Source organism: Amycolatopsis sp. WAC 01376 (assembly GCF_003947415.1).
Lineage (GTDB): Bacteria > Actinomycetota > Actinomycetes > Mycobacteriales > Pseudonocardiaceae > Amycolatopsis.
Genome location: NZ_QHKL01000001.1, coordinates 523,632 through 548,021, shown reverse-complemented (window position 1 = coordinate 548,021; position 24,390 = coordinate 523,632). Strand labels below are relative to the sequence as shown.

7 protein-coding genes are annotated in these 24,390 nt (G+C 73.0%); 2 read left to right on the top strand and 5 right to left on the bottom strand.

The genetic code is table 11. The annotated features are described in order from the left end of the window. Nucleotides 1-2: 2 nt before the first annotated feature. From DMH03_RS02565 to DMH03_RS02545, 5 genes are all read right to left on the bottom strand, one after another. Nucleotides 3-776 carry a thioesterase II family protein gene (locus tag DMH03_RS02565; protein WP_125790393.1) on the bottom strand — a complete coding sequence of 258 codons (774 nt, stop codon included), beginning with the start codon at nt 774-776 and terminating at the stop codon, nt 3-5. A gap of 62 nt (nt 777-838) precedes the next feature. Beyond that, a complete protein-coding gene (locus DMH03_RS02560; protein ID WP_125790392.1) occupies nt 839-1,279 on the bottom strand; it encodes a type II 3-dehydroquinate dehydratase in 441 nt (146 codons plus the stop codon). Between the two features lie 38 nt (nt 1,280-1,317). Then, nucleotides 1,318-2,067, bottom strand: a complete 750-nt coding sequence (fabG, locus tag DMH03_RS02555) for a 3-oxoacyl-ACP reductase FabG (protein WP_125790391.1) — start codon at nt 2,065-2,067, stop codon at nt 1,318-1,320. Beyond that, nucleotides 2,064-3,293: a cytochrome P450 gene (locus tag DMH03_RS02550; RefSeq protein ID WP_125790390.1), complete on the bottom strand. Its 1,230-nt coding sequence runs from the start codon at nt 3,291-3,293 to the stop codon at nt 2,064-2,066. Before DMH03_RS02550 ends, fabG begins: the two co-directional genes overlap by 4 nt. Continuing rightward, on the bottom strand, nt 3,290-7,264 hold the full coding sequence (locus tag DMH03_RS02545) for an amino acid adenylation domain-containing protein (protein WP_125790389.1): 3,975 nt from the start codon (nt 7,262-7,264) through the stop codon (nt 3,290-3,292). The genes DMH03_RS02550 and DMH03_RS02545 overlap by 4 nt, the downstream gene beginning before the upstream one ends. 175 nt (nt 7,265-7,439) lie before the next feature. Here DMH03_RS02545 and DMH03_RS02540 point away from each other — a divergent pair, with 175 nt between their 5' ends. Both DMH03_RS02540 and DMH03_RS02535 read left to right on the top strand, forming a co-directional pair. Continuing rightward, nucleotides 7,440-8,939, top strand: a complete 1,500-nt coding sequence (locus DMH03_RS02540) for a bifunctional 3-(3-hydroxy-phenyl)propionate/3-hydroxycinnamic acid hydroxylase (protein ID WP_125790388.1) — start codon at nt 7,440-7,442, stop codon at nt 8,937-8,939. 41 nt (nt 8,940-8,980) lie between these two features. Continuing rightward, nucleotides 8,981-24,352, top strand: coding sequence for a type I polyketide synthase (locus tag DMH03_RS02535; protein ID WP_125790387.1), 15,372 nt, complete (start codon nt 8,981-8,983; stop codon nt 24,350-24,352). Nucleotides 24,353-24,390 lie beyond the last annotated feature (38 nt).

Genomic DNA, 24,390 nt, shown 5'->3' with positions numbered 1-24,390 from the left:
CGCTACGGCGTCTTGTCCACGGTGATGGCCGAGAGTCGCCGTCGAAGGAGCGCTACGACCTCCTCGGTCCGGTCGGCCAGGTAAAAGTGACCGCCGGGCAGCGTCACGACCTCGGTGGGGCCGGTCGTGTGCCGGGCCCACGCGTGTGCCTCGTCCATGGTCACCAGCGCGTCGCGATCGCCGGTGAGCACGGTGATCGGGCAGTCGAGGACGGCGGACGGATCGTGCCGGTAGGTCTCCACCGCGTGGTAGTCGTTGCGGAGGAGGGGAAGGACCATGGCCCGGATCTCCGGGTCGTCGAGCATCGCCGAACCGGGACCGCCGAGTCGCCGGATGTGGGCGAGCAGGTCGTCGTCCGAGGACAGGTGCAACCGGTCGTTCCGATGCCGGGACGGCGCCCGGCGCCCCGAGGCGAACAGGTGGGTCGGCGTCGGCGACCCGGCGGCGGCGAGCCGCAGGGCGACCTCGTACGCCAGCAGCGTGCCCATACTGTGCCCGAAGAGGGCCAACGGCCGATCGTCCACGAGTCGCACCGCGTCGACGATCCGGTCGGCCAGTTCCGGGAGGTTGTCGATATTCGGCTCGTGACGGCGGTCCTGCCGCCCCGGGTACTGAACCGCCAGTACGTCGATCTCCGGGGCCAGCGCTCGAGCGAGCGCGAAGAAGAAACTGGCCGATCCGCCCGCGTGGGGAAGGCAGACCAGGGTGGACGTCGCTTCGCCTGGCGGGCTGAAGCGGCGCAGCCACGTCTGGAATCGCGCCGATGTCTCCGGCATCGTGGGTGTCTCCCTGGTGTCCTGTCGTGAGTGCTCCGGACCGCTGGTGACGACCTGGTGGTTCATTCGGGGCCGCACAGCTGCAGCAGCGCCCTGGCGGCCAGGCGGTAGCCGAACGCGCCGAGACCCACGACGACTCCGCTGGCCAGTGGGGCCAGTATCGATTCGTGGCGGAAGCTCTCACGAGCCCAGACGTTGCTCAGATGCACCTCGATCCACGGTGCGGGATAGGCGGCGAGCGCGTCGCGCAGGCTCCACCCGGCCATCATGAGCGCGCCGGGGTTGACGATCGCGCCGATGGTCGACTTGCGGTGCGCGTGCACCGCCTGGACCAGGCCGCCTTCGTGGTCGTCCTGAACCGGGACGACCTGCCAGCCGGCCTCGGCCACTTCGTCGGCGACGAATTTCGCGATGTCGTCGAGGGTGTCGTAGCCGTAGATCTCCGGTTCGCGGTCTCCGAGTATCCCGAGATTGGGCCCGTTGAGCAGGAGCACGGTTTTCACAGGAGGAGTTCCTTCCGGATGCGAGGCGGGCACGCTGGTCAGCAGACCGGCCCACCGGCGACGTGGATGATCTGGCCGGACACGAACGACGCGTGGTCGCTCACCAGGAAGGCGACCAGGTGGGCGATGTCGTTCGGATGACCGACCCGGCGCAGCGGAATCGTCGCGGCGACCCGCGCCTGGTGCTCCTCGGCCGTATGGCCGGTCTTCGCGGCCAGTGCCGCGGTCATCTCGGTGGCCACGTAGCCGGGCGCCACGGCGTTGACGGTGACGTTCAGCGGACCGAGTTCCATGGCCAGCGTCTTGGTCAGGCCCTCGATCCCGGCCTTCGCCGCCGAGTAGTTGGCCTGCCCGGCGTTGCCGACCGCGGCGATGCTCGACAGGTTCACCACGCGGCCCCAGCCGAGTTTGGCCATATGTTCGGTGACCGCTTGCGTCATCAGGAACGTGCCGCGCAGGTTCACGTTGATGACCAGGTCCCAGTCGGCGGGCGAGAGCGAGAAAACCAGGCTGTCCCTGGTGACACCGGCGTTGTTGACCAGGATGCCGGGCGGCCCGAGCCGGTCGGCGACCTCGTCGACCGCCTTGCGGACCGAGTCGGGGTCGCTCACGTCGACCGCGACGGCCGTCGCGCGGCCGCCCGCCCGGTCGAGGGTGGCGACCGCGCGTTCCGCGGCAGGCGGGTCGATGTCGAGGACGGCGACATCGATGCCCTCCTCGAGCAGCCGTCCGGCCACCGCGGCACCGATGCCCCTTGCCGATCCGGTGACGATGGCGACGCGGTTCACGTCGTCTCGGGTGTCAGCTTGACCGGCAGGTAGCTCATGCCGTTCAGGACGTTGGAGTAGATCCACCGCTCCGGCCCGGTCTGTTCGGCGGACGACACGAGCGTGCGCAGCGCGTCGAGCACCTCCTCCACCTCGATGCGCGCCAGCGTGTGCCCCAGGCAGATATGCGAGCCGAAGGCGAAGGTGAGGTGCTTGTTCGGCTTGCGATCGAGCAGGAGGCGGTCCGGGTCGGCGAAGACCTCGGGATCGCGGTTGGCCGAGGAGATCCAGACGGTGACGATGTCGCCCTTTTTGACCGGCTGCCCGTTGACCGTGGTGTCGCCGGTGACCTTGCGCCCGCTGTGCAACGCGGGAACGGTCCAGCGCAGGACCTCGTTGGCGGCGGTGTCTAGGCCGACGGTGCCCTCTTTGAGGGCGCGCCACTGGTCCGGCTGCTCGATCAGCGCCTGGATGCCGCCGGAGATGGCATGGCGGCCGGTCTCGTCGCCGCCGATGATCAGCCCGTAGCAGTTGGACATCAGGTCGGCGTCGCTCAGCGGCTGACCGCCGACGTGGCAGTTGGCCAGCAGGCTGACCACGTCGTCGGAGTCGCTGCCGCGCCGGGTCTGTGCCAGGTCGGCGAAGTAGAGCAGAATCTCGCTCTTCGCCTGCCAGCTCTCCTCCGGCGGGGCGTCCGCGTAGTCGGAGCTGAACGCCTGCGAGGTGAGTCCGAGCAGATAACGGCGGTCGGCCTCCGGCACGTCCATCAGCCCGCAGATGGCACCCAGCGGGATGTTCGCGGAGATGTCGTGGACGAAATCGCATTCGCCCTTGTCGATCGCCGCCTTGATGAGGTCGTCGATCGTCCGCCGGATCGCCTCGCGGATCGACTTGAGCCTGCGGGGGGCGAAGGCCGCGTTCAGCACGTTGCGCAGCTGGGTGTGCTTGTCGCCGTCGGTCATCGCGAGCATCGAGCCGGACGCGGAGTCCCCGCCGGTGAGCAGGGTCGACAGCATGTTGCCGCCCTCGGTGGTGAAGTGCTCCTTGTCGCGGTAGATCGCCATCGTGTCGGAGTAGCGGCTGAAGACCCAGAAGCCGGGGCGGTCGTCCTTCGCCGGATGCCAGTAGTGGGGCCGGTCTTCGCGGAGACGGCGCCAAACCTCGGAGAGTTCGTTCTCGGCGTGCAGCACCGGGTCGGCGAGGTCGAGCGAATCGAGGAGCTCGGGGTTGACTACGGGGCGGATCATCGGCGGCCTTCCACGTGAGGAGTCTTGGCGGTCGAGGACGACAGCGAGGTGGCCATCGCGGCGAGGGCACCGATCGTGGGGTTCCCGATGATCTCCTTGGGGGAGACGGCCAGCCCCGCTTCGCGAGCGCGCCGGATCAGCGAGATCGCCAGCATGCTGTCGCCACCGAGTGCGAAGAAGTCGGAGTCGGCACCGGCGTCGGTGACGCCGAGCAGCTCCTCGAAGATGGCGGCCAGCGCGTGTTCCGCCGGGGTCCGCAGGGCGGGCTGTGCCGTCGCGGAACTCTCCTGCTCGGCGACCGCGGGCAGCGCGGCAAGGTCGAGCTTGCCGTTCGGCGTCACGGGAAGGGCCTCGACGACGACGTACCCGGTCGGCACCATATGGTCCGGCAATCGGTGTGCGGCGTGCTCGCGGAGTTGCTCGCGGCCGGGCGCTTCCCCCTCCGCGGCCACGATCCAGGCGACCAGCCGGACGCGGCCGTCGCCGTCCTCGCGCAGGCCCGCCACCGCGCGGGCGACCGTGGGCAGTTCTTCGAGTACCGCCGCGACCTCGCGGGGTTCGATCCGGAAGCCACGGAGTTTGACCTGGTCGTCGGCGCGGCCGTGGAAGTCCAGGTCGCCGTCGCCGTGCCAGGAGGCGATGTCGCCGGTGCGGTACATCCGGCTGCCGGGCGGGCCGAACGGGTCGGCCACGAAGCGTTCGGCCGTCAACGCGGGCCGGTTGAGGTAACCGTGGGCGACACCGTGCCCCGCGACGTAGAGCTCGCCGCGGAATCCGGGTGGCACCGGCCGCAGCCCGGGACCGAGGACGTAGACGCGGGCACCGGCGACGGGGCGCCCGATCGGGGGGCGGCCGCCACCCGTGAGCGGTTCGCTCTGAGTGGCGCAGACGGTGACCTCCGTCGGCCCGTAGGCGTTCACCATCCGGCGGTTCCCGGACCACCGCGCGGCCAGTTCGGCGGGGCATTCCTCGCCGGCGCTGATCAAGCCGCGGAGCGCGGGCACGGCAACGGGGTCGATGCTGGACAGTGCCACCGGCGGGAGAATGGCGTGGGTGATCCGTCGCTCGAGCAGGGCCGCGGCCAGCGGTTCCCCGGCGAGCGGCCCCGGCGGCGGCACCACGATCGTCGCCCCCGCGGTGAACGCGCCCATCAGTTCGGCGACGAACGCGTCGAAGCTCGGCGAGGCGAATTGCAGCAACCGTGAGGAGCTGTCCAGTCCCAGCCCTTCACGCTTGGTCGCGGCGAGGTTCGCCAGCCCGGTGTGGGTGACCGTGACGCCCTTCGGACGACCTGTCGTGCCGGAGGTGTAGATGACGTACGCCGGATCGGTCAGTCTCGGGGTGACTCGCGGAAATCCGTCCGTCCGTTCGCCGATCCCCGGATCCTCGACGAGGACGCGCGGCCAGGGACGGGTCAGCGGGAGGTCGGCCGACGCCGAGGTGCAGACGACGAGCGGGTCGCAGTCTTCCAGCATGGCCGCGATCCGCTCCCGCGGATAGCCGGGATCGACGGGGACGAACGCCGCGCCGATCCGGACCGTCGCCAAGAGTGCGGTGATCAGGTCCAGCGATCGTGGCAGCACGAGGGCCACCATCCGGCCGGGTGCCGCCCCCGCCTCGGCGAGGGCGGCCGCGAGCCGTCCGGCACGGCGGTCGAGTTCGGCGTACGAGGTCACGGTGCCGCCGGAGTCCACCGCCGGTCGCCCGGCGTGCTCGTCGACGGCGCGCTGCCACAGCCTGCCCAGCGTCGCGGCGGGCGGCGGGTTCCGGACCGCGTTCCACTTCCGGAGCACCTGGTGGCGGGTGTCCGGGTCGAGAAGGTCCAGCCTGCCGACCGGTCGGCCGGGCGCCTCGCGGAACTCACGGAGCAGGCGTACGACCATGTCGAGCAGACGCTCCGCGGCTTCCGCGCCGATGAGCCGCGGGTCGGTGACCAGGGTCAGGACGAGTTCGCCCGCGTCGCGGCCGACCCTGAGTTCGGCGGTGCGGGGCCGGGGCGGCTCGGCAGGGGAGAAGGTGACAGCGGTGTCGAACGACGTGTCCGCCGCGGCGTCGAGCAGGGCGTGCCCCCGCGGTCCGAGCTCGGCGTGCCCGCCCGAAGCGGTCACGGCGTCCCCGGCCCGGTCCAGGACGGTGCCGATCTCGTCGCCCGGCGAGACGGCCACCAGCAGCGGCCGGGGCCCGGTTCCGAAGAGCACCGGAGAGCCGGCACCCAGCAGGTGCAGCAGTACCGCCCAGGCTCCGAGCAGCGTGTTCTCCGCGGCCGGGAACTCCGGGATCCGCCGGACGGGCGCCGGTCCCCCGGCCGTGTCGTCGCCACGACGGCCGAGCCTGTCCCGGAGCAGGGAATCACCGTCGACACCGGCCAGCGACGACTGCCAGAACCGCGCCCCCAGCGCCTGCTCCCGGAGCAGGTTCCGATCCGGCTTCGCCGAACCCAGCAGGGGCAATTCGGGTCTGACCTCGATATCCACCGGAGCGTGGCGGTCACCGAGCGCGGCCGCCACCTCCGCCCGCAGATCGGCCGGTCGCGGCGTGCAGCCGGAGGCCGGGGTGACCACCGCGTGGACCAGCGCCAGCCGGTCCTCGTCCTCGATCCCGAACACCGCGGCCTGTGCCACGGTGGCGTGTTCGAGGAGCACGCGCTCGACCGCCTCCGGGTAGACGCGGACGCCTTCACCCTTCAGGACGCCGTCGAGCCGCCCCTCGAGAGTCAGGTATCCCGACTCGTCGAGCCGTCCGATATCGCCGGTGCGCACCCAACCGTCGCGCACCGTCCGCGCGGTCTGCGCCGGGTCGTTCCAGTAGTGGCTCATCGCCCAGCGCCCGGACGAGCAGATCTCGCCGGCGACACCCGGCGGGAGGACCCGGTCGTGGTTCTGCGGATCACGGACGGTGACCCGGACGTTCGCCGGTGGCCTGCCGACCGTGCGGCGCAGGTCGGGGTCGAGGTGATCCTGTGGGGTGAGCAGGCTGATCATGCCGGTCTCGCTCGTCCCGTAGACCTGGAACAGCACCGGGCCCAGTGATTTGGCGGCGGCCGCCAGCCGTTCCGGCGCGGCCGGGCTCCCGGTGTAGAACACCTCACGCAGGCTGGAGAGGTCGTAGTCGTCGAACGCGCGGTGCTCGGTGAGGGCGTAGACCTGCGGAGAAGCGAGGACGAGCCGGGTGACGCGGTGCCGTTCGACGGCACGGAGCACCGTCTCGGCGTCGAACCCGTGGTGCAGCACGACGCCGCCCCCGGCGATGATCGCGTCATCGGCGGAGAAACCGCTGGAGTGGGTCAGCGACCCGGTGATCAGGCAGACCGCGGGCCGGGAGCCGGCGGCGGCCATTTCGTTCTTGACGGCGAACGGCCAGCTGATGCCCTTCGGCCGCCCCGACGAGCCGCTGGTGAAGGTCACCACGGCGGTCTCCGCCTCTTCGGCCGTCGAGTCGTCGAACGGTGTCTCCGGGGACCGGGTCATGTCCAGCACGTCCGGTCCGGACGGACCAGGGGCGGCGAGGGCGCACGCCGATCCGGCCGCGGCGCGCAACCCGCGCGCCCGGTCGAGGTTGTCCTGGTCGACCGCCAGCACGCTCGGCCGGAGGCCGGCGAGAATCTCGGCCTGGACGCGAGGACCCAGCTCGTCCCTGGGATCGGCGGCGTTGATTCCGCGAATGTGGACCGCCGTCGCGCCGAGTAGGTTCACCGCGTACCGGTAGACCAGGGTGGACGGCGTGTTGGGGCTGGTCAGGACGGCGACCGAGGTGCCGGGGCCGACACCGGCCGAACGCAGCGACGCCGCGGTCGTGCGGACCGCTCTGGCGAGCCGCTCGGCCGAGAAGGGTTCGTCTCCGAGCCAGACGGGAATGGCGGCAGGGTCGGCGTCGAGCCTGCCGAGGATCTGGCGGACGTAGTGGTCATGCCCCCGCAACGGTGATCTCCAATGCAGCTCGACGAACGAGGCCGACGGAGCGGCCGCGATCATGGGCGCCGGCACAAACCAGGCCGTCGTGACGGTGTGCAGGGCAACGCTAGGTGCGGGGCCCGCCGCCGCGGATCCCTCGCGTTGACAGTGGTCGCCGGTGCCGGATGCGGTTCCCCGCCCGCACTGTCAGTGCGAGCGATGGTGGCGCCTGCCCGGCTGCGTATGGTCGCGAGACATGGCTTTCTTGACCTCTCGCGCCGACGTCCTGGTGGTCGGCTGCGGTCCGAGTGGTGCCGTGCTGGCGAGCCTGCTGGCCCGCCGGGGCCACCGGGTGATCGTGCTCGAGCGGCATCGCGAGGTCTTCGGGCTGCCCCGGGCCACCAGCTTCGACGGGGAGACCGCCCGGCTGCTGGCGGCGGCCGGGGTCGGCGCCGGTCTGCCCGGAATAGCGGTGCCCGCGACCGGCTACCAGTGGCGCGGCGCCGATGGGCAGGTTCTGCTGGACATTTCCTTCAGCGACGCCGGCCGGTACGGGTGGCCGGACGCGAACACGATGCATCAGCCCGCGCTGGAGCGGCTGCTCGGCGCCGCGCTGGCGGCCGAACCCGGGGTCGAAGTCCGGCGAGGCCTGTCCGTCGTCGGCATCAGCCAGACGGACGACGGCGTCACCGCGACCGCCGAGGACGAAAGCGGTGCCACCCACACCTTCCGAGCAGGCTGGCTGGTCGGCTGCGACGGGGCGAACAGCGTCGTCCGCGAACTGGCCGCCGTGCCGATGACCGATCTGGGGTTCTCCTTCGAGTGGCTGCTGTGCGACGTCAGACTGCACGAGCCCCGCGAATTCGTCCCGACCAACCTGCAGCTGTGCGACCCGGCCCGGCCCACCACGCTGGTGGGCAGCGGACGTGACCGGAGGCGCTGGGAGTTCATGTGCCTGCCGGGGGAGTCCGCGGCGGAAATGGACAACGCCGAGACGGCGTGGCGGCTGCTGGCGCCGCACGGCGTCACACCGCGGACGGCGGAGCTGCTGCGAAGCGGGGTGTACCGATCTCATGCCCGATGGGCCCAGCAGTGGCGGCAGGGCCGGGTTCTTCTCGCCGGGGACGCTGCCCATCTGATGCCGCCGTTCGCCGGTCAGGGCATGTGCTCCGGCATCCGTGACGTCAGCAACCTGGCGTGGAAACTGGACCTGGTGCTCGGCGGCCGGGCCGACGAGCGGCTGCTCGACACCTACACGCTTGAGCGGCGGGGCCACACCAAGGCGGCCGTCCTCGCCTCGGTCAAACTCGGCAGGGTCATCTGCGTGACCGACCCGGCCGCCGCCGCCGACCGCGACGCGGCGATCCGGGCCAATGGCGGTGGCCGCCGGACGTCACCACCCGAAGCGACACCGCTGGCCACCGGATTCCTCCAGCCGGGCGGCGGCGACGTGCTCGTCACCGGCCGGTTCGACGACCTGATCGCGTCGGGTTTCCTGCTGCTCACCACCGAGGAGCCGGACGCCGTCAGCGCGACTCAGCGCGCCGCATTGTCGGCGCTCGGCGCCACCGTCGTCCATCTCGGACCCGGCGACCGGGAGGACGGCGGGTACCTGGACTACCTGCGTGACCGGGGCGCGGCGTCCGTGCTGATCAGGCCGGACTACCACGTCTACGGCACCGCCGCCGCGGGCGCGACCGGCGCGCTGGTGACCGGTCTGCTCGACCGGCTGCGGCCACATCGCCCGTCAGGCTGAGGGATCCCGGCCGCCATGCCTCGCCCCTAGCGTGGACCGATGTGAGTACCTCCGAGCAAGATCTCATCCGGGCGCTGCGCGAGTCGGTCAAGGAAACGGCCCGGCTGAAGCAGCGGAACAGCCAGCTGCTCGCCGCGGCCTCCGAGCCGATCGCGGTGGTCTCGATGGGATGCCGCTTCGCCGGGGGCATCGCCGGGCCGGAGGATTTCTGGCGGGTGGTGTCCGAAGGCGTCGACGTCTACACGCCGTTCCCCGGCGACCGGGGCTGGGACCTGGCCAACCTGTACGACCCGGACCCGGACACCCCGGGCACGACCTACGTCGACCAGGGCGCGTTCCTGCACGACGCCGCCGAGTTCGACGCCCGCTTCTTCGGGATCTCACCGCAAGAGGCGACCGCGATGGACCCGCAGCAGCGGCAGCTGCTCGAGGTCTGCTGGGAGACGATCGAGCGGGCGGGGATCGATCCGGACAGCCTTCGCGGCACCCCCACCGGCGTCTACGCGGGGATCGTGCATCAGGACTACGCGCCCGACGTCGCGGGTGCGGAGGGTTTCCTCAGCCTCGAGCGCGCGCTGGGTAGTGCCGGTGGCATCGCGTCCGGCCGGGTCGCGTACTGCCTCGGGCTCGAGGGGGCCGCGGTCACGGTCGACACGATGTGCTCGTCGTCCCTGGTCGCGATCCATCTGGCGAGCCAGGCGCTGCGCCGGGGCGAGTGCACGATGGCGCTCGCCGGGGGTTCGACCGTGATGGCGACGCCTGGCGGCTTCGTCGGGTTCGCCAGGCAGCGGGGCCTCGCCCGCGACGGCCGGTGCAAGTCCTTCGCCGCCGCGGCGGATGGCAGCAGCTGGGCCGAGGGGGTCGGGGTGGTGCTGCTCGAACGCCTCTCCGACGCCAGGCGGAACGGACATCAGGTACTCGCCGTGATCCGCGGCTCCGCGGTCAACCAGGACGGCGCCTCCAACGGCCTCACGGCCCCGAACGGGCCCGCGCAGCAGCGGGTCATCCGCGCCGCGCTGGACGCCGCCGGGCTGTCCGCGGACGAGGTCGACGCGGTCGAGGCGCACGGAACGGGGACCACGCTCGGCGACCCGATCGAGGCGCAGGCGCTGCTGTCGACCTACGGCCGGGGACGTAGCCCGGAGCAGCCCCTGCTGCTCGGCTCGGTCAAGTCGGTCCTCGGCCACACTCAGGGTGCTTCCGGCGTCGCGGCGGTGATCAAGACCGTGCTGGCGCTGCGTAACCGGTACCTGCCCGCCACGCTGCACGTCGACGCGCCGACCCCGCAGGTCGACTGGTCGCCCGGCACCGTCGAGCTGCTGACCGAGGGTCGCGAGTGGCCCGACACCGGACGGCCCGCCCGCTCCGGCATCTCCTCGTTCGGTGCCAGCGGGACCAACGTCCACATGATCCTGGAGGAGGTTCCGCCCGAGCCCGAGCCGGGCGAGCAGGCCGGCGGCGTCGCGCCGGAGACGGCACTTCCGTTCGTCGTCACGGCCAAGACCCCGACCGCGCTGGCCAACCTCGGCCGACGGCTCACGGACACCTTGGACCAGCGCGACGAGGGCATCGCGCTCGGCGACCTCGCCCATGCGCTGGCGACCGGACGCGCGGTCCAAAGCCACCGGGCGGTGGTGGTCGCCCAGACCCGGGAGGAGCTGCGCGCGGGGCTCACTTCGCTGGCCGATGGCCGGACCGGGCACAGCGTGATCACCGGGTCGGCAGGGACGAGCGGGCCGGGCAAGGTCGTCTTCGTCTTCCCCGGCCAGGGCACCCAGTGGCTCGGCATGGGTCGCCGGCTTCTGGACACCTCGCCGGTCTTCGCCGCCCGGATCGCCGAGTGCCAGAAGGCGCTCGAACCCTGGGTCGACTGGTCCGTGGCCGACGTCCTGCGCGGAGAGGCCCCCGAGGACCTCGAACGCGTCGACGTCGTGCAGCCGGTGTGCTTCGCGATGATGGTCGGCATGGCGGCGGTCTGGGAATCGCTCGGCGTGGTCCCGGACGCGGTCGTCGGACACTCGCAGGGTGAGATCGCGGCGGCGTGCGTCTCGGGCGCGCTCTCGCTGGCCGACGCCGCCAGGGTGGTGGCGTTGCGCAGCCAGCTGATCGCCGAGCTGCTGCCCGCCGGGGGCGGGATGGCATCGATCGGACTGGCCGAGGACGCGGTCCGCGCCCTGATCGAGCCGTGGGGGGAACGCCTGCAGGTGGCGGCGCTCAACGGGCCGTCGTCCGTGGTGATCGCCGGCGAGGGCGCCGCGCTGGACGAGCTCGCCGCGCGGCTGGCGGACAGCGACGTCCGGTTCCGCCGGGTGCCGGTCGACTACGCCTCGCACAGCCACTATGTGGAAAGTGTGCGATCCGCCCTGCTGGCCGATCTCGCCGCGGTCACCTCCACGACGACGCGTGTCCCGTTCTATTCGACGGTCGAGCCCGGCCGCCGGGACGACGGCCCGTTCGACGCCGGCTACTGGTATCGCAACCTGCGTCAACCGGTGCTGTTCGAACCGGCCGTCCGCGAGCTGATCGCCGAGGACCACCGGGTCTTCATCGAGCTCGGCGCCCATCCGGTACTGCTGCCGTCGATCACCGGGACCGCGGCGGAGCTGGACGCGGACGTGCTCGCGGTCGGGTCGCTCCGGCGGGACGAGGACGGACCCGCCCGGCTGGCCACCTCGGCGGCCGAGGTCTTCGTCCGTGGCGTGCCGGTGAACTGGCAGGCCCTGCTGCCCGGGAACGCCGGAGCGGCACGGGTCGGCCTGCCCACCTACCCCTTCGACCACCAGCGGTACTGGATCACCATGCCGACCACCGCGGCGGGCGCCGAATCGCTCGGTCAGGTGACCAGCGGCCACCCGTTGCTGGGTGCGGTGGTGGAACTTCCGCAGACCAACGGCGTGGTCTGTACCTCCCGGTTGTCACTGGCGACCCATCCGTGGCTGGCCGGGCACCGTATCCAGGACAACGTGCTGGTACCCGGCACCGCCTACGTCGACCTGGCGATCCAGGTCGGTGACGAGCTCGGCTACGGCGTGCTCGACGAGCTGGTGATCGAGGCGCCGCTGGTGCTCGCGGCGGACGCGGCCGTCAGCCTGCAGGTCGCCGTCGGGGCGCCGGACGCCTCCGGTCGACGGCGGGTGGAGGTGCACAGCTCCCACGCCGACGGTGAGTGGACCCGGCACGCCGCCGGTCTGCTGTCCGACGCGGATGACCAGACGCCGGGCGGCGGCTTCGACTTCGCTCAGTGGCCACCCGCGGGTGCCGTTCCGGAGCCGGTCGACGACTTCTACGAGCGTCTCGCCGACCGCGGGTACCAGTACGGGTCTGCTTTCGCCGGGCTGACCGCCGTGTGGCGGCGTGGTGAGGAGATCTTCGCCGAGGCGGCGCTGCCCGCCGACCATCGCGACGACGTGGACCGGTTCGGCATCCACCCGGCGCTCTTCGACGCCGCCTTGCACGCGAACGCCTTCCACCGGCGGGCGGACGACCGCAACGTCCTGCCGTTCGCCTGGAACGGTGTCCGGCTGCACGCCGGTGGTGCCGTCGCGCTGCGCGTGCGGGTCGCGCCGTGCGGGCCGGACGCGTTGTCGTTCGACGCCGCGGACGGGACCGGTGCGCCGGTGCTGTCCATGGAATCACTGGTCTCGCTCCCGATCACGGACCTGAACGGGCGGCAGGGTGGCCGGACGCCGGATTCGCTCTGGCAGGTCGACTGGACGCCGCTGCCCTTGACCCGGCCCGCCACGGCGCCGGGGCACCGTGTCGTCGTCGGCGACTCCGGCGATGTGGTGCGGCTGGCGATGGCCGAGGAGCTCGGTGATCCCTTCCCGGACGTCGCCGTCCTGGACGTCGAACCCGGGGCCGAGCCGCTGCCGGAGCTGGGCCGGGTGCTCGAAGTGGTGCAGGCTTGGCTGGAGGAGCCGGTGCTCGCCTCGGTGCCGCTGGTGGTGGTGACCCACGGCGCGGTTCCGGCGTCGGCTCCGGTCGTGGATCCGGCGGGTGCCGCGGTCTGGGGACTGGTGCGCTCGGCACAGGCCGAGCACCCTGGCCGCCTCCTCCTGGTCGACGTGGAGCCGGGCGGGGACCGCGACGGCTCGATCGCCGCGGGCCTCGCCGCCGGCGAGGCCCAGGTCGCGGTGCGCGGAGACGTCGTACTGGCCCCGCGGCTGGGTCGCGCCGTCCTCACCGGCGAGCTCGGGAACGGATTCACCGACGGCGGCACCGTGCTGATCACCGGCGGGACCGGCGTGCTCGGCGCGCTGCTTGCCCGGCATCTGGTGAGCGAGCACGGCGTGCGACGGCTGGTTCTGGCGGGCCGGCGCGGCATGGCCGCCGACGGGATGGCCGAACTGGTGGCCGAACTGGGCGGCCTCGGCGCGTCGGCCGAGGTGGCCGCGTGCGACGTGACCGACCGGGACGCGCTCGCCGCGCTGCTCGCCGCGATCCCGGCCGAGCACCGGTTGACCGGCGTCATCCACGCGGCAGGGGTGCTGGACGACGCCGTCATCACCGGCCTCGACCCGCACCGCCTGGCGCGGGTGTTCGCACCGAAGGCGACGGCACTGCGGCTGCTGGACGAACTGACCCGCGACGATCCGCCCGAGGTCTTCACCGTGTTCTCCTCGGCCGCGAGCGTCTTCGGCTCCGCGGGCCAGGGCAACTACGCGGCCGCGAACGCGTACGCCGAAGCGGTCGTGTCCGCGCGCGCCGCCAGCGGCCTGCCCGCGGTGGCGCTGGCCTGGGGACTGTGGAGCCCGGCGACCGGGATGACCGGCAAGCTGGCCGACGTCGACCGGACCCGGATGAGCCGGGGCGGCGTCCGGCCGATGCCCGCCGCCGAGGCACTCGCCGCTTTCGACGCCGGCATCCGCGCCGGCGCCCCGCTGCTGGTGCCGATCGGTCTCGACCTCGGCGCGGTCCCGGCCGAGGCGGGTGCCGACGGCACCGTTCCGGCACTGTTCCGGTCGCTGGTCCGGCCGCCGCGGCGGACCGCGCGGGCGGCTGACGGCGAGCAAGGGGGCGCGCTGGGCAGGCGGCTCACCGGGCTCACCGCCGAGGAGCGGGACGAACTGGTTCTCGCGCTCGTACGCACCGAGGTCGCGACCGTGCTCGGCATCGCCGACCTCGACGATTCCTCCGACGACAGCCGCTTCGGCGAGATCGGCTTCGACTCGCTGACCGCGGTCGAGCTGCGCAACCGGCTGACCGCGTCGGCCGCGGTCAAGCTCCCGGCCACGCTGATCTTCGACTACCCGACCCCTCGGCAGCTGGCCGCCCACCTGATCGAGAAGGTGCGGGGGCCGGTCGACGACGACGCGGTGCCCGCGCCACGGGCCGCGGAACGTCCGCTGCCTGCCACCGACGATCCCGTGGTGATCGTCGGTATGGCTTGCCGTCTGCCGGGCGGGATCACCACGCCCGCCGAGTTCTGGGACCTCGTGGCCGAAGGCAGGGACGGGATGTCCCCGCTGCCGTCCGATCGCGGCTGGGAGGTGGACCGCCTCCTCGGTACCGACCCCGATCAGGCCGGTACCACCTACGTCCGGCAGGGCGGCTTCCTGCACGACGCCGGTTACTTCGACGCGGCGCTCTTCGGCATCTCGCCGCGCGAGGCGACCGCGATGGACCCGCAGCAACGGCTGCTGCTCGAAACCACGTGGGAGGCGCTGGAGGCCGCCGGTATCGATCCGTCGTCGCTGCGCGGCGAGTCCGTCGGCGTCTACACCGGCATGTCCATCCACGACTACCTCGGCGACCTGGCGCGCGTACCGGCCGAGTTCGAGGGTTTCACCACCACGGCGACGGCGGGCAGCGTCGCCTCCGGCCGGGTGTCGTACGTGTTCGGTCTCGAGGGTCCGGCCATGACGGTCGACACCGCGTGCTCGTCCTCTTTGGTGGCGATCCACCTGGCGGCACAGGCACTACGCCAGGACGAATGCGAGACCGCGCTCGCCGGCGGGGTCGCCGTCATGGGTTCCCCGGTCGGCCTGACCGGGTTCTCGCGGGCACGGGGATTGGCCGCCGACGGCCGCCTCAAGGCGTTCGCGGCGGCGGCCGACGGCACCGTGTTGTCCGAAGGGGTCGGCGTGGTCGTGCTGGAACGCCTGTCCACCGCGCGACGCAAGGGACATCGGCCGCTCGCCGTCGTCCGCGGTTCCGCGATCAACCAGGACGGCGCGTCGAACGGCCTCACCGCCCCCAACAGCCTGGCCCAGCAACGGGTCATCCGGGCCGCTCTCGCCGCGTCCGGTATCGGCCCGGACGAGGTCGACGCCGTGGAGGCACACGGCACCGGCACCACGCTCGGTGATCCGAGCGAGGCGCAGGCCATCATCGCGACCTACGGTCACGGCCGTCCGGCCGAGCGGCCGCTGTGGCTCGGCTCGGTGAAGTCCAACCTCGGCCACACCCAGGCGGCGGCCGGGGTCGCGGCGGTGATCAAGATGGTGGAGGCGATCCGGCACGGGCAGTTGCCGCCCACGCTCTTCGTCGACGAACCCACCCCTCACGTCGACTGGTCCGAAGGCGCCGTGACACTGCTGACCGAGGGCCGGGACTGGCCCGACGTCGACCGGCCGCGGCGCGCCGGGATCTCGTCGTTCGGGATCAGCGGTACCAACGCCCACCTGATCCTGGAACAGGTCCCCGAACCGGCGGCGCCGGAAGAGGACGGGGACGCCGAGCCGGTCGTGCTGCCGTTCGTCCTGTCCGCGCAGAGCGCGGCGGCCCTCGAAGGCCAGGTGGGACGCCTGCGGACCGCCGTGGAGCGGGGAGTGCCGCTTCCGGGTGCGGCCAGGACGCTCATCGCCGGCCGCGCGCTGCTCCCGCATCGGGCGGTCGTCGCCGCGGCCGACCGCGACACGCTGCTCGCCGGTCTGGACACGGTCGCCGTCGGCGAGACCGGTCCGGGCACCGCACTGGGTGCCGTCTCCGCCGGTGCCGGGGCGTCGGTGGTGTTCGTGTTCCCTGGACAGGGGGCGCAGCGGGCGGAGATGGGCCGTGCCCTCTACGAGAGGTTCCCGGTCTACGCCACCGCCTTCGACGACGCGTGCGCGAAGCTGGACGAACGGCTGGCCGGCGCCGTGGACCGGCCCGTCCGGGACGTCGTCTTCGCGCCGACCGGCAGTACCGAGGCGGCCGCGTTGAACCAGACCGTCTACACGCAGGCGGCGCTGTTCGCGGTCGAGACCGCGCTGTTCCGGCTCGCCGAGTCCTGGGGCGTACGGCCCGCTCTGCTGCTCGGGCACTCGATCGGCGAGATCACCGCGGCGCACGCCGCCGGCATGCTGTCGCTCGACGACGCGGCGACCGTGGTGGCCGCCCGTGGCCGTCTCATGCAGGCGCTTCCCGCCGGTGGGGCGATGGCCGCGGTGGCCGCGACGGAGGAGGAGCTCCGGCCGTTCCTCAACGGGAGGGTTTCCCTCGCCGCGGTGAACGATCCCGCGTCGGCCGTGCTGTCCGGTGACGAGGACGCGGTGGACGCCGCCGTGCGGGAGCTGCGGGACCAGGGCCGCAAGGTGCACCGGCTCTCGGTGTCCCACGCGTTCCACTCGGCGCGGATGGACCCGATGCTCGACGAGTTCCGGTCCGCGATCGCGGACGTGGTCTGGCGGCCTGCCCGGATCCCGGTGGTCGCCCACGACGGAGCCGACCTGACGGACCCCGGCCACTGGGTCGACGACGTCCGGCGCACCGTGCGCTTCGCCGACGGCGTCCGCGCCGCGCTGGACCGGGGTGGACGGCTGTTCGTCGAACTCGGGCCGGGGGCCGCCCTGTCCTCGCCGATCCTGGAGACGGCGGCGCGGTCCGGGTACGAACCGCTGTGCGTGCCCGCGCTCCGGGACGGACAGGCCGAGCCGGACACCGTGATCGGTTCGCTGGCCGCGCTGTTCGTGCGGGGGGTGCCGATGGACTGGCAGCCGCTCGTCCCCGAAGACGTCCCAGGCACTCCCAGCGTGCCTTTGCCGACGTACGCGTTCGACCGGCGGCACTACTGGCTGATCTCGGCGCCCGGCGCGGTGAACGCGGCCGATCTGGGGCAGGTCGAGGTCGAGCACCCGCTGTTGTCGGCGATCGTGCCCGTTCCGGACACCGGTGGCCTGATCGGCACGGCCATGCTGTCGCTCACGACCCATCCCTGGCTCGCCGGGCACCGGCTGCACGAGGTGGCGATCCTGCCCGCCGCCGCGTTCGTCGATCTCGCCGTGCGGGTGGGTGACGAACTCGGTTGCGGCGTACTGGGAAACCTGGTGCTGGAGGCACCGCTCGCGATCCGGCCGGAGACGACCGTCCGGCTGGAGATCGTGGTCGGAGCCGAGGACGGTGGCAGCCGCCCGTTCAGCGTCTTCGGCGCGCAGGACGCCGAGGAGACTTGGGTCCGGTACGCCGTCGGCACGCTGGAATCCGGCGCCGTCATCGAAAACGAGCCGGTGCGGCAATGGCCGCCGTCCGGCGCCGAGCCGGTCGTGGCCGGTCAGGAGACCGTCGGACGCGCGGAGCTGCTCGGGCTGTGGCGTCGCGGCGAGGACACCTTCGTGGAGGTCGCACTCGCCGACGAGGAGGAGTCCGCCCCGTTCGGCCTCGACCCGGCCCTGCTCGACGCGGTGACCGGTGCGGTGCTCGACCCCGGTTCGCTGGCGACGCGATGGGAGTCGGTGGTGCTGCACGCCACCGGGACACGCAGGCTGCGGGCGTGTCTCGTCCGGCTGGACCACCATCACTGGAGTCTCGAGGCGACCGACGAGACCGGTGGGCAGGTCGTGTCCGCTCGGTCGGTCGGCTCGACGCCGGTCAGCCAGGACGACGTGGGCGCCCGGTCCGCGACGGACGCCATGTACCGGGTGGGCTGGCAGCCCGTCGCCACCCCCGAGGTCCCTTCCGATCTTCCCGCGACCGCCGAGATCACCGGCGCTGATGGTTTGGCCGCGGTGGTGGCCGAGCCCGCTCGGTTGACGGCCGCCGTGTACGACGTGCCGGCGGGCACGTCGGATCCAGCGGTCGTCCTCGCCGACGTTCTCGCCGTGCTCCAGGCCTGGCAACGCCTTGCCCCCGAGGACCTCCGGCTCGTGGTGCGGACCGAGGGTGCCGTCGACGGCGGGTCCGGCGGCGTCACCGACGCGACCGGTGCCGCCGTATGGGGCCTTGTCCGGGCGGCACAGGCCGAGATGCCCGGTGTGCTGCTGCTCGACGTGGAGCCGGGCCTCGACGCCGGACCGGTCCTCGGTACGGCGCTGGCCGTCGGCGAACCACAGCTCGCGGCCAGGGACGGCGGTTTCCGGGCGCCCCGCCTCGCGGCGGCCGGGGCACTGGCCGCCGAGCCCGCTTCGTGGAACCCGGACGGGACGGTGCTGATCACCGGTGGCACCGGGTCCCTCGGCGCTCTCGTCGCGCGCCATCTGGTGCGGACCCGCGGGGTCCGGCGGCTGCTGCTGGTCAGCAGGCGCGGAATGGCGGCCGACGGCGCCGAGGCGCTGGTGGCCGAGCTGTCCGAACTCGGTGCCGAGACCTCCGTGGTCAGCTGTGACGTCGCGGACCGGGGCGCGGTGGCGGCGGTGCTCGCCGCGATCCCGCCGGAGCATCCGCTGACCGCGGTCGTGCACACCGCCGGCGTGCTGGACGACGGGCTGGTCGACGCGATGACGCCGGATCGGCTCGGCGCCGTGCTGCGACCGAAAGCGGACGCCGCCCGCCATCTGGAGGAGCTGACCCGCGACCACGACCTCGCCGCGTTCGTGACGTTTTCTTCCGCCGCCGGGCTGCTCGGCTCGGCCGGGCAGGCCAACTACGCCGCCGCCAACGCCTACCTGGACGGCCTGATGGCGATCCGGCGCGCGAACGGCCGGAACGGCGTGTCGCTGTCCTGGGGCCTGTGGGCTCAGGACGGCGGCATCACCGGCGACCTCGGTGACGCGGACCGGGCCCGGATGCGCCGCGGCGGTGTGTCGCCGCTGCGCCACGACGAAGGACTCGCGCTCTTCGACGCGGCCGTGGACAGCGGTGAGGCCCATCTCGTGCCGATCAAGCTCGACCTCGCCGCCGCGCGGGCCGACGCCGCCGGCGGCGGACCGGTCCAGCCGTTGCTGCGTGACCTGGTGCGCGTCCGCCGCCAGGCCGGCAGGCCGTCGACCGGCGGTGACCTCGCGGGCTCGCTGGCAGGCCGGCCGGTCGCGGAGCAGGAGCGCACTCTGCTGTCCCTGGTCCGGGCCAGGGTCGCGCTGATATTGGGGTACGCCTCGGCCGACGAGATCGCGCCGGACGCGCCGTTCCAGTCCGCCGGGATGGACTCGCTCGGCGCGGTCGAACTGCGTAACCGGCTCAGCACGGCGGCCGGCTTCGCCATGCCCGCGACGCTGGTCTTCGACTACCCGACGCCGGTGGAGCTGGCCCGGTTCCTCCGGGAGCGGCTCACCGGCCGGGACGCGCCGGTGGCGGCCGAGGCCGGGGTCGCGGCGAGCCGGACCGATCCGATCGCGGTGGTCGGGCTCGGTTGCCGGCTGCCGGGCGGTGTCCGTGGGCCTGGCGGGTTCTGGGACCTGCTGGCCGCGGGCGGGGAAGGACTCTCCGCGGTGCCTGCCGACCGTGGCTGGGACCTGTCCACCATCCCGGTGGAGGCGGGCGGCTTCTTGACCGACGCGGCCGAGTTCGACGCCGGATTCTTCGGCATCTCCCCGCGCGAGGCGACGGCGATGGACCCCCAGCAGCGGCTGCTGCTCGAGGTCGTTTGGGAGGCCTTCGAGGACGCGGGGCTCGACCCCGCCGCGTATCGGGGTTCCGAGGTCGGTGTCTTCGTCGGTGTGATGGGCGAGGGTTACGGGATGGACGGCGGTGACCCGCAGACCGACGGCCTCCGGGTCACCGGCGGTGCGCTCTCGGTGGCGTCCGGCCGCGTGTCCTATGCCTACGGCTTCACCGGGCCGGCGATCTCCGTCGACACCGCGTGCTCCTCGTCCTTGGTCGCGATGCATCTGGCCATGCAGGCCCTGCGCGACGGCGAATGCTCGCTCGCCGTGGTCGGCGGCGTGACGGTCATGGCCACGCCCAACGCGTTCGTCGAGTTCGCCAAGGCCGGCGGGCTGGCGGCCGACGGGCGATGCAAGCCCTTCGCCGCGTCGGCGGACGGGACCAGCTGGTCGGAGGGTGCCGGCGTGGTGCTGTTGCAGCGGCTGGCGGACGCCGAGGCACAGGGCAGCACGGTGGGCGCCTTGATCCGAGGCTCGGCGGTCAACCAGGACGGCGCCTCGAACGGTCTGACCGCCCCGAGCGGGCTCGCGCAGCAACGGGTCATCCAGCGGGCCCTCGCGACCGCCGGGCTCGCGCCCTCCGATGTGGACGTCGTCGAGGCGCACGGCACCGGCACCCGGCTGGGCGACCCGATCGAGGCACAGGCCCTGCAAGCGACCTACGGGAAGCGCGGGACGGCGGAGCCGCTGTGGCTGGGATCGGTGAAGAGCAACGTCGGCCACACCCAGGCGGCGGCCGGGGTGGCCGGCGTGATCAAGATGGTGCTGGCGTTCCGCCACCAGATGTTGCCCGCGACCTTGCACGCGGACACGCCGACCCCCGAGGTCGACTGGTCCGGTGACACCATCCGGCTGCTGACCGAGGCCCGGCCGTGGCCGTCGCGCCAGGACCGGCCACGCCGCGCCGCGGTGTCCGCTTTCGGGGCCAGCGGCACCAACGCGCACTTCATTCTCGAGGAGCCGCCCCGGCGGGCGCCGATCCCCGCGACCGAACCGGCACCGCACGGCACGGGAGGACTCCTGCCGTTCGTCCTGTCGGCCGGCGATCCCGGACGTCTCGCCGCGGTCGCGACCCGGCTGGCGGACGCCGTCGAGGGCAAGCGGCCGCCGCTGCCCGAGCTGGCCGCCGCGCTCGCGTTCGTCCGGACGAAGCACCGGCAGCGGGCGACCGTGCTCGCGGCCGGCCACGTCGAACTGGTGGCGAAGCTGCGCGCTCTCGCCGACGGCGAGACAGAGCCGGGCGTGGTCACCGGGCGTTCCGGGCCGGGCACCGGCGCGGTGTTCGTCTTCCCAGGCCAGGGTGGCGGCTGGGCCGGTATGGGTCGTGAACTGCTGGCCGGGTCGGCGGAATTCCGGGAGTGGGTGCGCCGGTGCCAGGAGCTGCTGGACGAGTACGACTGTGACTGGACGCTGGAAGAAGCGCTCGGCGGTGACAACGACCTTTCCCGGACCGATGTGGTCCAGCCCGCCGCGTTCGTGCTGATGACCGGGCTGGCGCGGCTCTGGGCCAGTGCCGGTGTCACGCCAGAGGTGGTGATCGGGTCGTCACAGGGCGAGCTCGCCGCGGCGTGCGTGGCCGGGCTGCTCTCGGTGGACGACGCGCTGAGGATCTGCGTGGTGCGCTCACGGCTGGCCGCGGCGCTGCCGCCCACCGGCGGAATGCTCGTGCTGGGCGTGAGCCGCGCGCGGGCGGAGGAGTTGCTGCCCGCCTACGAGGGCAGGCTCGAGCTGGCCGCGGTCAACGGACCGGCGATGGTCGGCGTCTCCGGTGAAGTCGGTGCCATCGAACGGCTCGAGGCCTTCGCCGCCGAGCAGGGGCTCTGGTGCCGCAGACTGAGGGCGGACTACGCGTCCCACTCCTTCCTCGTGGACGAGGTGGAGCGCCCGATGCTGGCCCAGCTCGACGGGGTCGGCGAGCGCCCGGCACGCGGGCTCGCCGGCTCGTGCCGGTTCTACTCCACGGTCGAAAGCCGATGGATCGGCCAGGACGAGGTTCTCGACGCGGGCTACTGGTTCCGGAACCTGCGCCGGCCGGTCGAGCTGGAAGCGGCCGTCCGTGCGGTGACCACCGACATGCGGGCCGTCGTCGAGGTGTCCCCGCATCCGGGGCTGGTGTCGTCGATCCTCGATATCGTCGCCGACGCCGGACGGACGGCCGGGGTGATCGGCACGCTGCGCCGTGACCAGGGTGGCCCACGCCAGCTGCTGACCTCGATGGCCGAGGCGTTCGTGCTCGGGTTGCCGGTCGACTGGTCGGCGGCCGTCCCCGTCGACGGCACGGCTTGGCGTGAGTTGTGCGGTGAGCTGCCGACCCATCCGTTCGAGCGTCGCCGGTACTGGCTGCGTGGCGGCTCCGGCGCCGTTCCGTCGGCGGAGGAGCCGGGGCACCCGCTGCTGACCACGGTGACGGGCCTGCCGGATTCCGATGGCGTGCTCGCCGTCGGGCGGTTGTCCGCGCACCGGCAGCCGTGGCTCGCCCGCGCCGCGGGCCCGGTCGAAGTACCCGCTTCGGCCTGGGTCGAGCTGGCCATCCGGGCCGGTGACGAGCTGGATTGCGGCACGGTGGCGGAGCTCGACGTGATCGAGCCCGCGTGGCTGGACCGGGGTGTTTCCCTGTCGGTGCAGGTCTCCGTCGGTGGGCCGGATCCCACCGGCCGGCGGCCGGTGACCGTGCGGTCCGCGCCCGCCTCGGCGGGTGGCGATCGGGCTGGCTGGACCCTGAACGCGACCGGTCTCCTCGTCTCGAGCTCGGACGGCGGTGATGCGGCGGAGCCCGGTCTCACGGTCTGGCCTCCGGCCGGTGCCGAACCGGTGACCCCGGCCGACCCGCGAGACGACGTCCGTGGCGTCTGGCGGCGAGGGGAGGAAACCTTCCTGGAGCTGGTCCTGCCCGACGAGTTCCGCGAGGACGCCGCGGCCTTCGGCATCCATCCGCTGCTTCTGGACGCCGCGAGCCGCGCGGTGGACGGGGACCGGGCGCCTGGGAGCGCGACACTGTGGCGCGACGTCGAATTGCACGCGACCGGCGCCACGTCGTTGCGCGTCCGGCTGAGCCCGGCCGGGAAGGGAACCGCGCTGACCGCGGCCGACGAGGCCGGCAGGCCGGTGCTCACCGCCGGCCGGATCGCGACCCGGACGGCGCCCCGGCCCCGGCTCGCCACGCCGGGCGGCGCGCTGCGGATCGAGTGGACCGAGCTCGACCGGGAGACCGCCGCCGCCCCACCGCGAACCGTTCCGGTGAACAGCGACCAGGCAGTACTCGACCTCGGCGACGATCCGTCCGCCGTGACCGCCGCCGTCGCGGTCCTCGACGTGCCGCTCGGCGAGCCGCCCGTGGTGGCTTGCCGTCGGGCGCTCGCCGTCGCACAGGCCTGGCTGGACGAGCCCGCGCTGGCAGGTCTCCGGCTGGTCGTCCGAACCAGGAACGCGGTCCCGATCGAGCCCGGAGCGATGCTCGATCCGGCCGCCGCGGCGGTCCGGGGCATGATCGCCGCCGTCCAGGCCGAGTACCCCGATCGGTTCGTACTGGTCGACGTCGATCCGGACGAGGATCCGGACGCCGGTCTGGGCCCGGTGCTGGCCGGCGGGGTCGCGCAGGCGGCGGTCCGTGCCGGACGCGTCCACCTCCCGCGGCTGGTCCCCGTCGCCGAAGCCGGGCCCGCTGTCCGCCCGCTCGACCCGGCGGGCACGGTCCTGATCGTGGGCGGCACGGGCCGGGCAGGCTCCCGGGTGGCCCGGCAGCTGATCGCCGAGCACGGCGTCCGGCACCTCGTCCTCGCGGGCCGTCGTGGTCCGGACGCCCCAGGGGCGGCGGACCTGGTCGCCGAGTTCGCCGAGCTCGGCGCGTCCGCGACCGTCGTGGCCTGCGACGTGACCGACCGGGATGCGATACGACGGCTGCTGTCCGGGATTCCGGCGGAACACCCGCTGACCGGAGTGGTGCACGCCGCCGGGATGGCCGACCGCACCCCGCTCGCGGAGCTGGACCCGGAACGGCTCGGCGCCGTCCTCGAAGCCAGGGAAGAGTCACTGCGGCAGTTGACCGAACTCGTCGCGGATCAGCACCTCGCCCTGTTCGCCGTGGTCACCACGACGGCCGAGCTCACCGGTCCGGCCGACCAGGCGGCCATGGGGGCCGCCGACGGGCTCGCCCGGGCGGCCGCCATCCGCCGCGGCGCCCGCGTCCCGATGCTGGCGTCCGCGGACGGCCAGGCGGTGACGGCACTGTCGGCGGCGATCGACACCGCCGAACAGTTCCCGGTTCCCGGGAGGCCCGATCTTTGGGGTGCGCCCGCGCCCGGCAAGCCGGTCCCGCCCCTGCTGCGCGGGCTGGTCCGGCCACGGCGGCGATCCGCCTACCGGGCGGCGGCCGTCGCGGAGACGGCCGGCCGGTGGACGGAGCTCCTGAGTGCGCGGACCGGTGCGGACCGGGAGAAGACCATGCTGGACCTGGTGCGGGCGCAGCTGATTCGCGTCCTCGGGCTGAACCCGGACGAACCGGTCGAGCCGGATCGTGGCTTCTTCGAGGTCGGCCTGGACTCCGTGATGGCACTCGAACTGACCCGGCGGCTGAGCAGCCACGCCGGCGTCGCGCTCACCCCGGCCGCCGTGTTCAACAACCCGACCCCGGCGGAGCTGACCCGGTATCTCCTCGAATGTCTCGCACCCTCCGAATGATGGGAGACCCGCACGTGCGATTCCTGTTCACGACGTTC

Bases quoted from the DNA above. Each gene is read 5' to 3' on its own strand.
- DMH03_RS02565 (WP_125790393.1), bottom strand. From the start codon at position 776: ATGCCGGAGACATCGGCGCGATTCCAGACGTGGCTGCGCCGCTTCAGC.
- DMH03_RS02550 (WP_125790390.1), bottom strand. From the start codon at position 3,293: ATGATCCGCCCCGTAGTCAACCCCGAGCTCCTCGATTCGCTCGACCTC.
- DMH03_RS02545 (WP_125790389.1), bottom strand. From the start codon at position 7,264: ATGATCGCGGCCGCTCCGTCGGCCTCGTTCGTCGAGCTGCATTGGAGA.
- DMH03_RS02540 (WP_125790388.1), top strand. From the start codon at position 7,440: ATGGCTTTCTTGACCTCTCGCGCCGACGTCCTGGTGGTCGGCTGCGGT.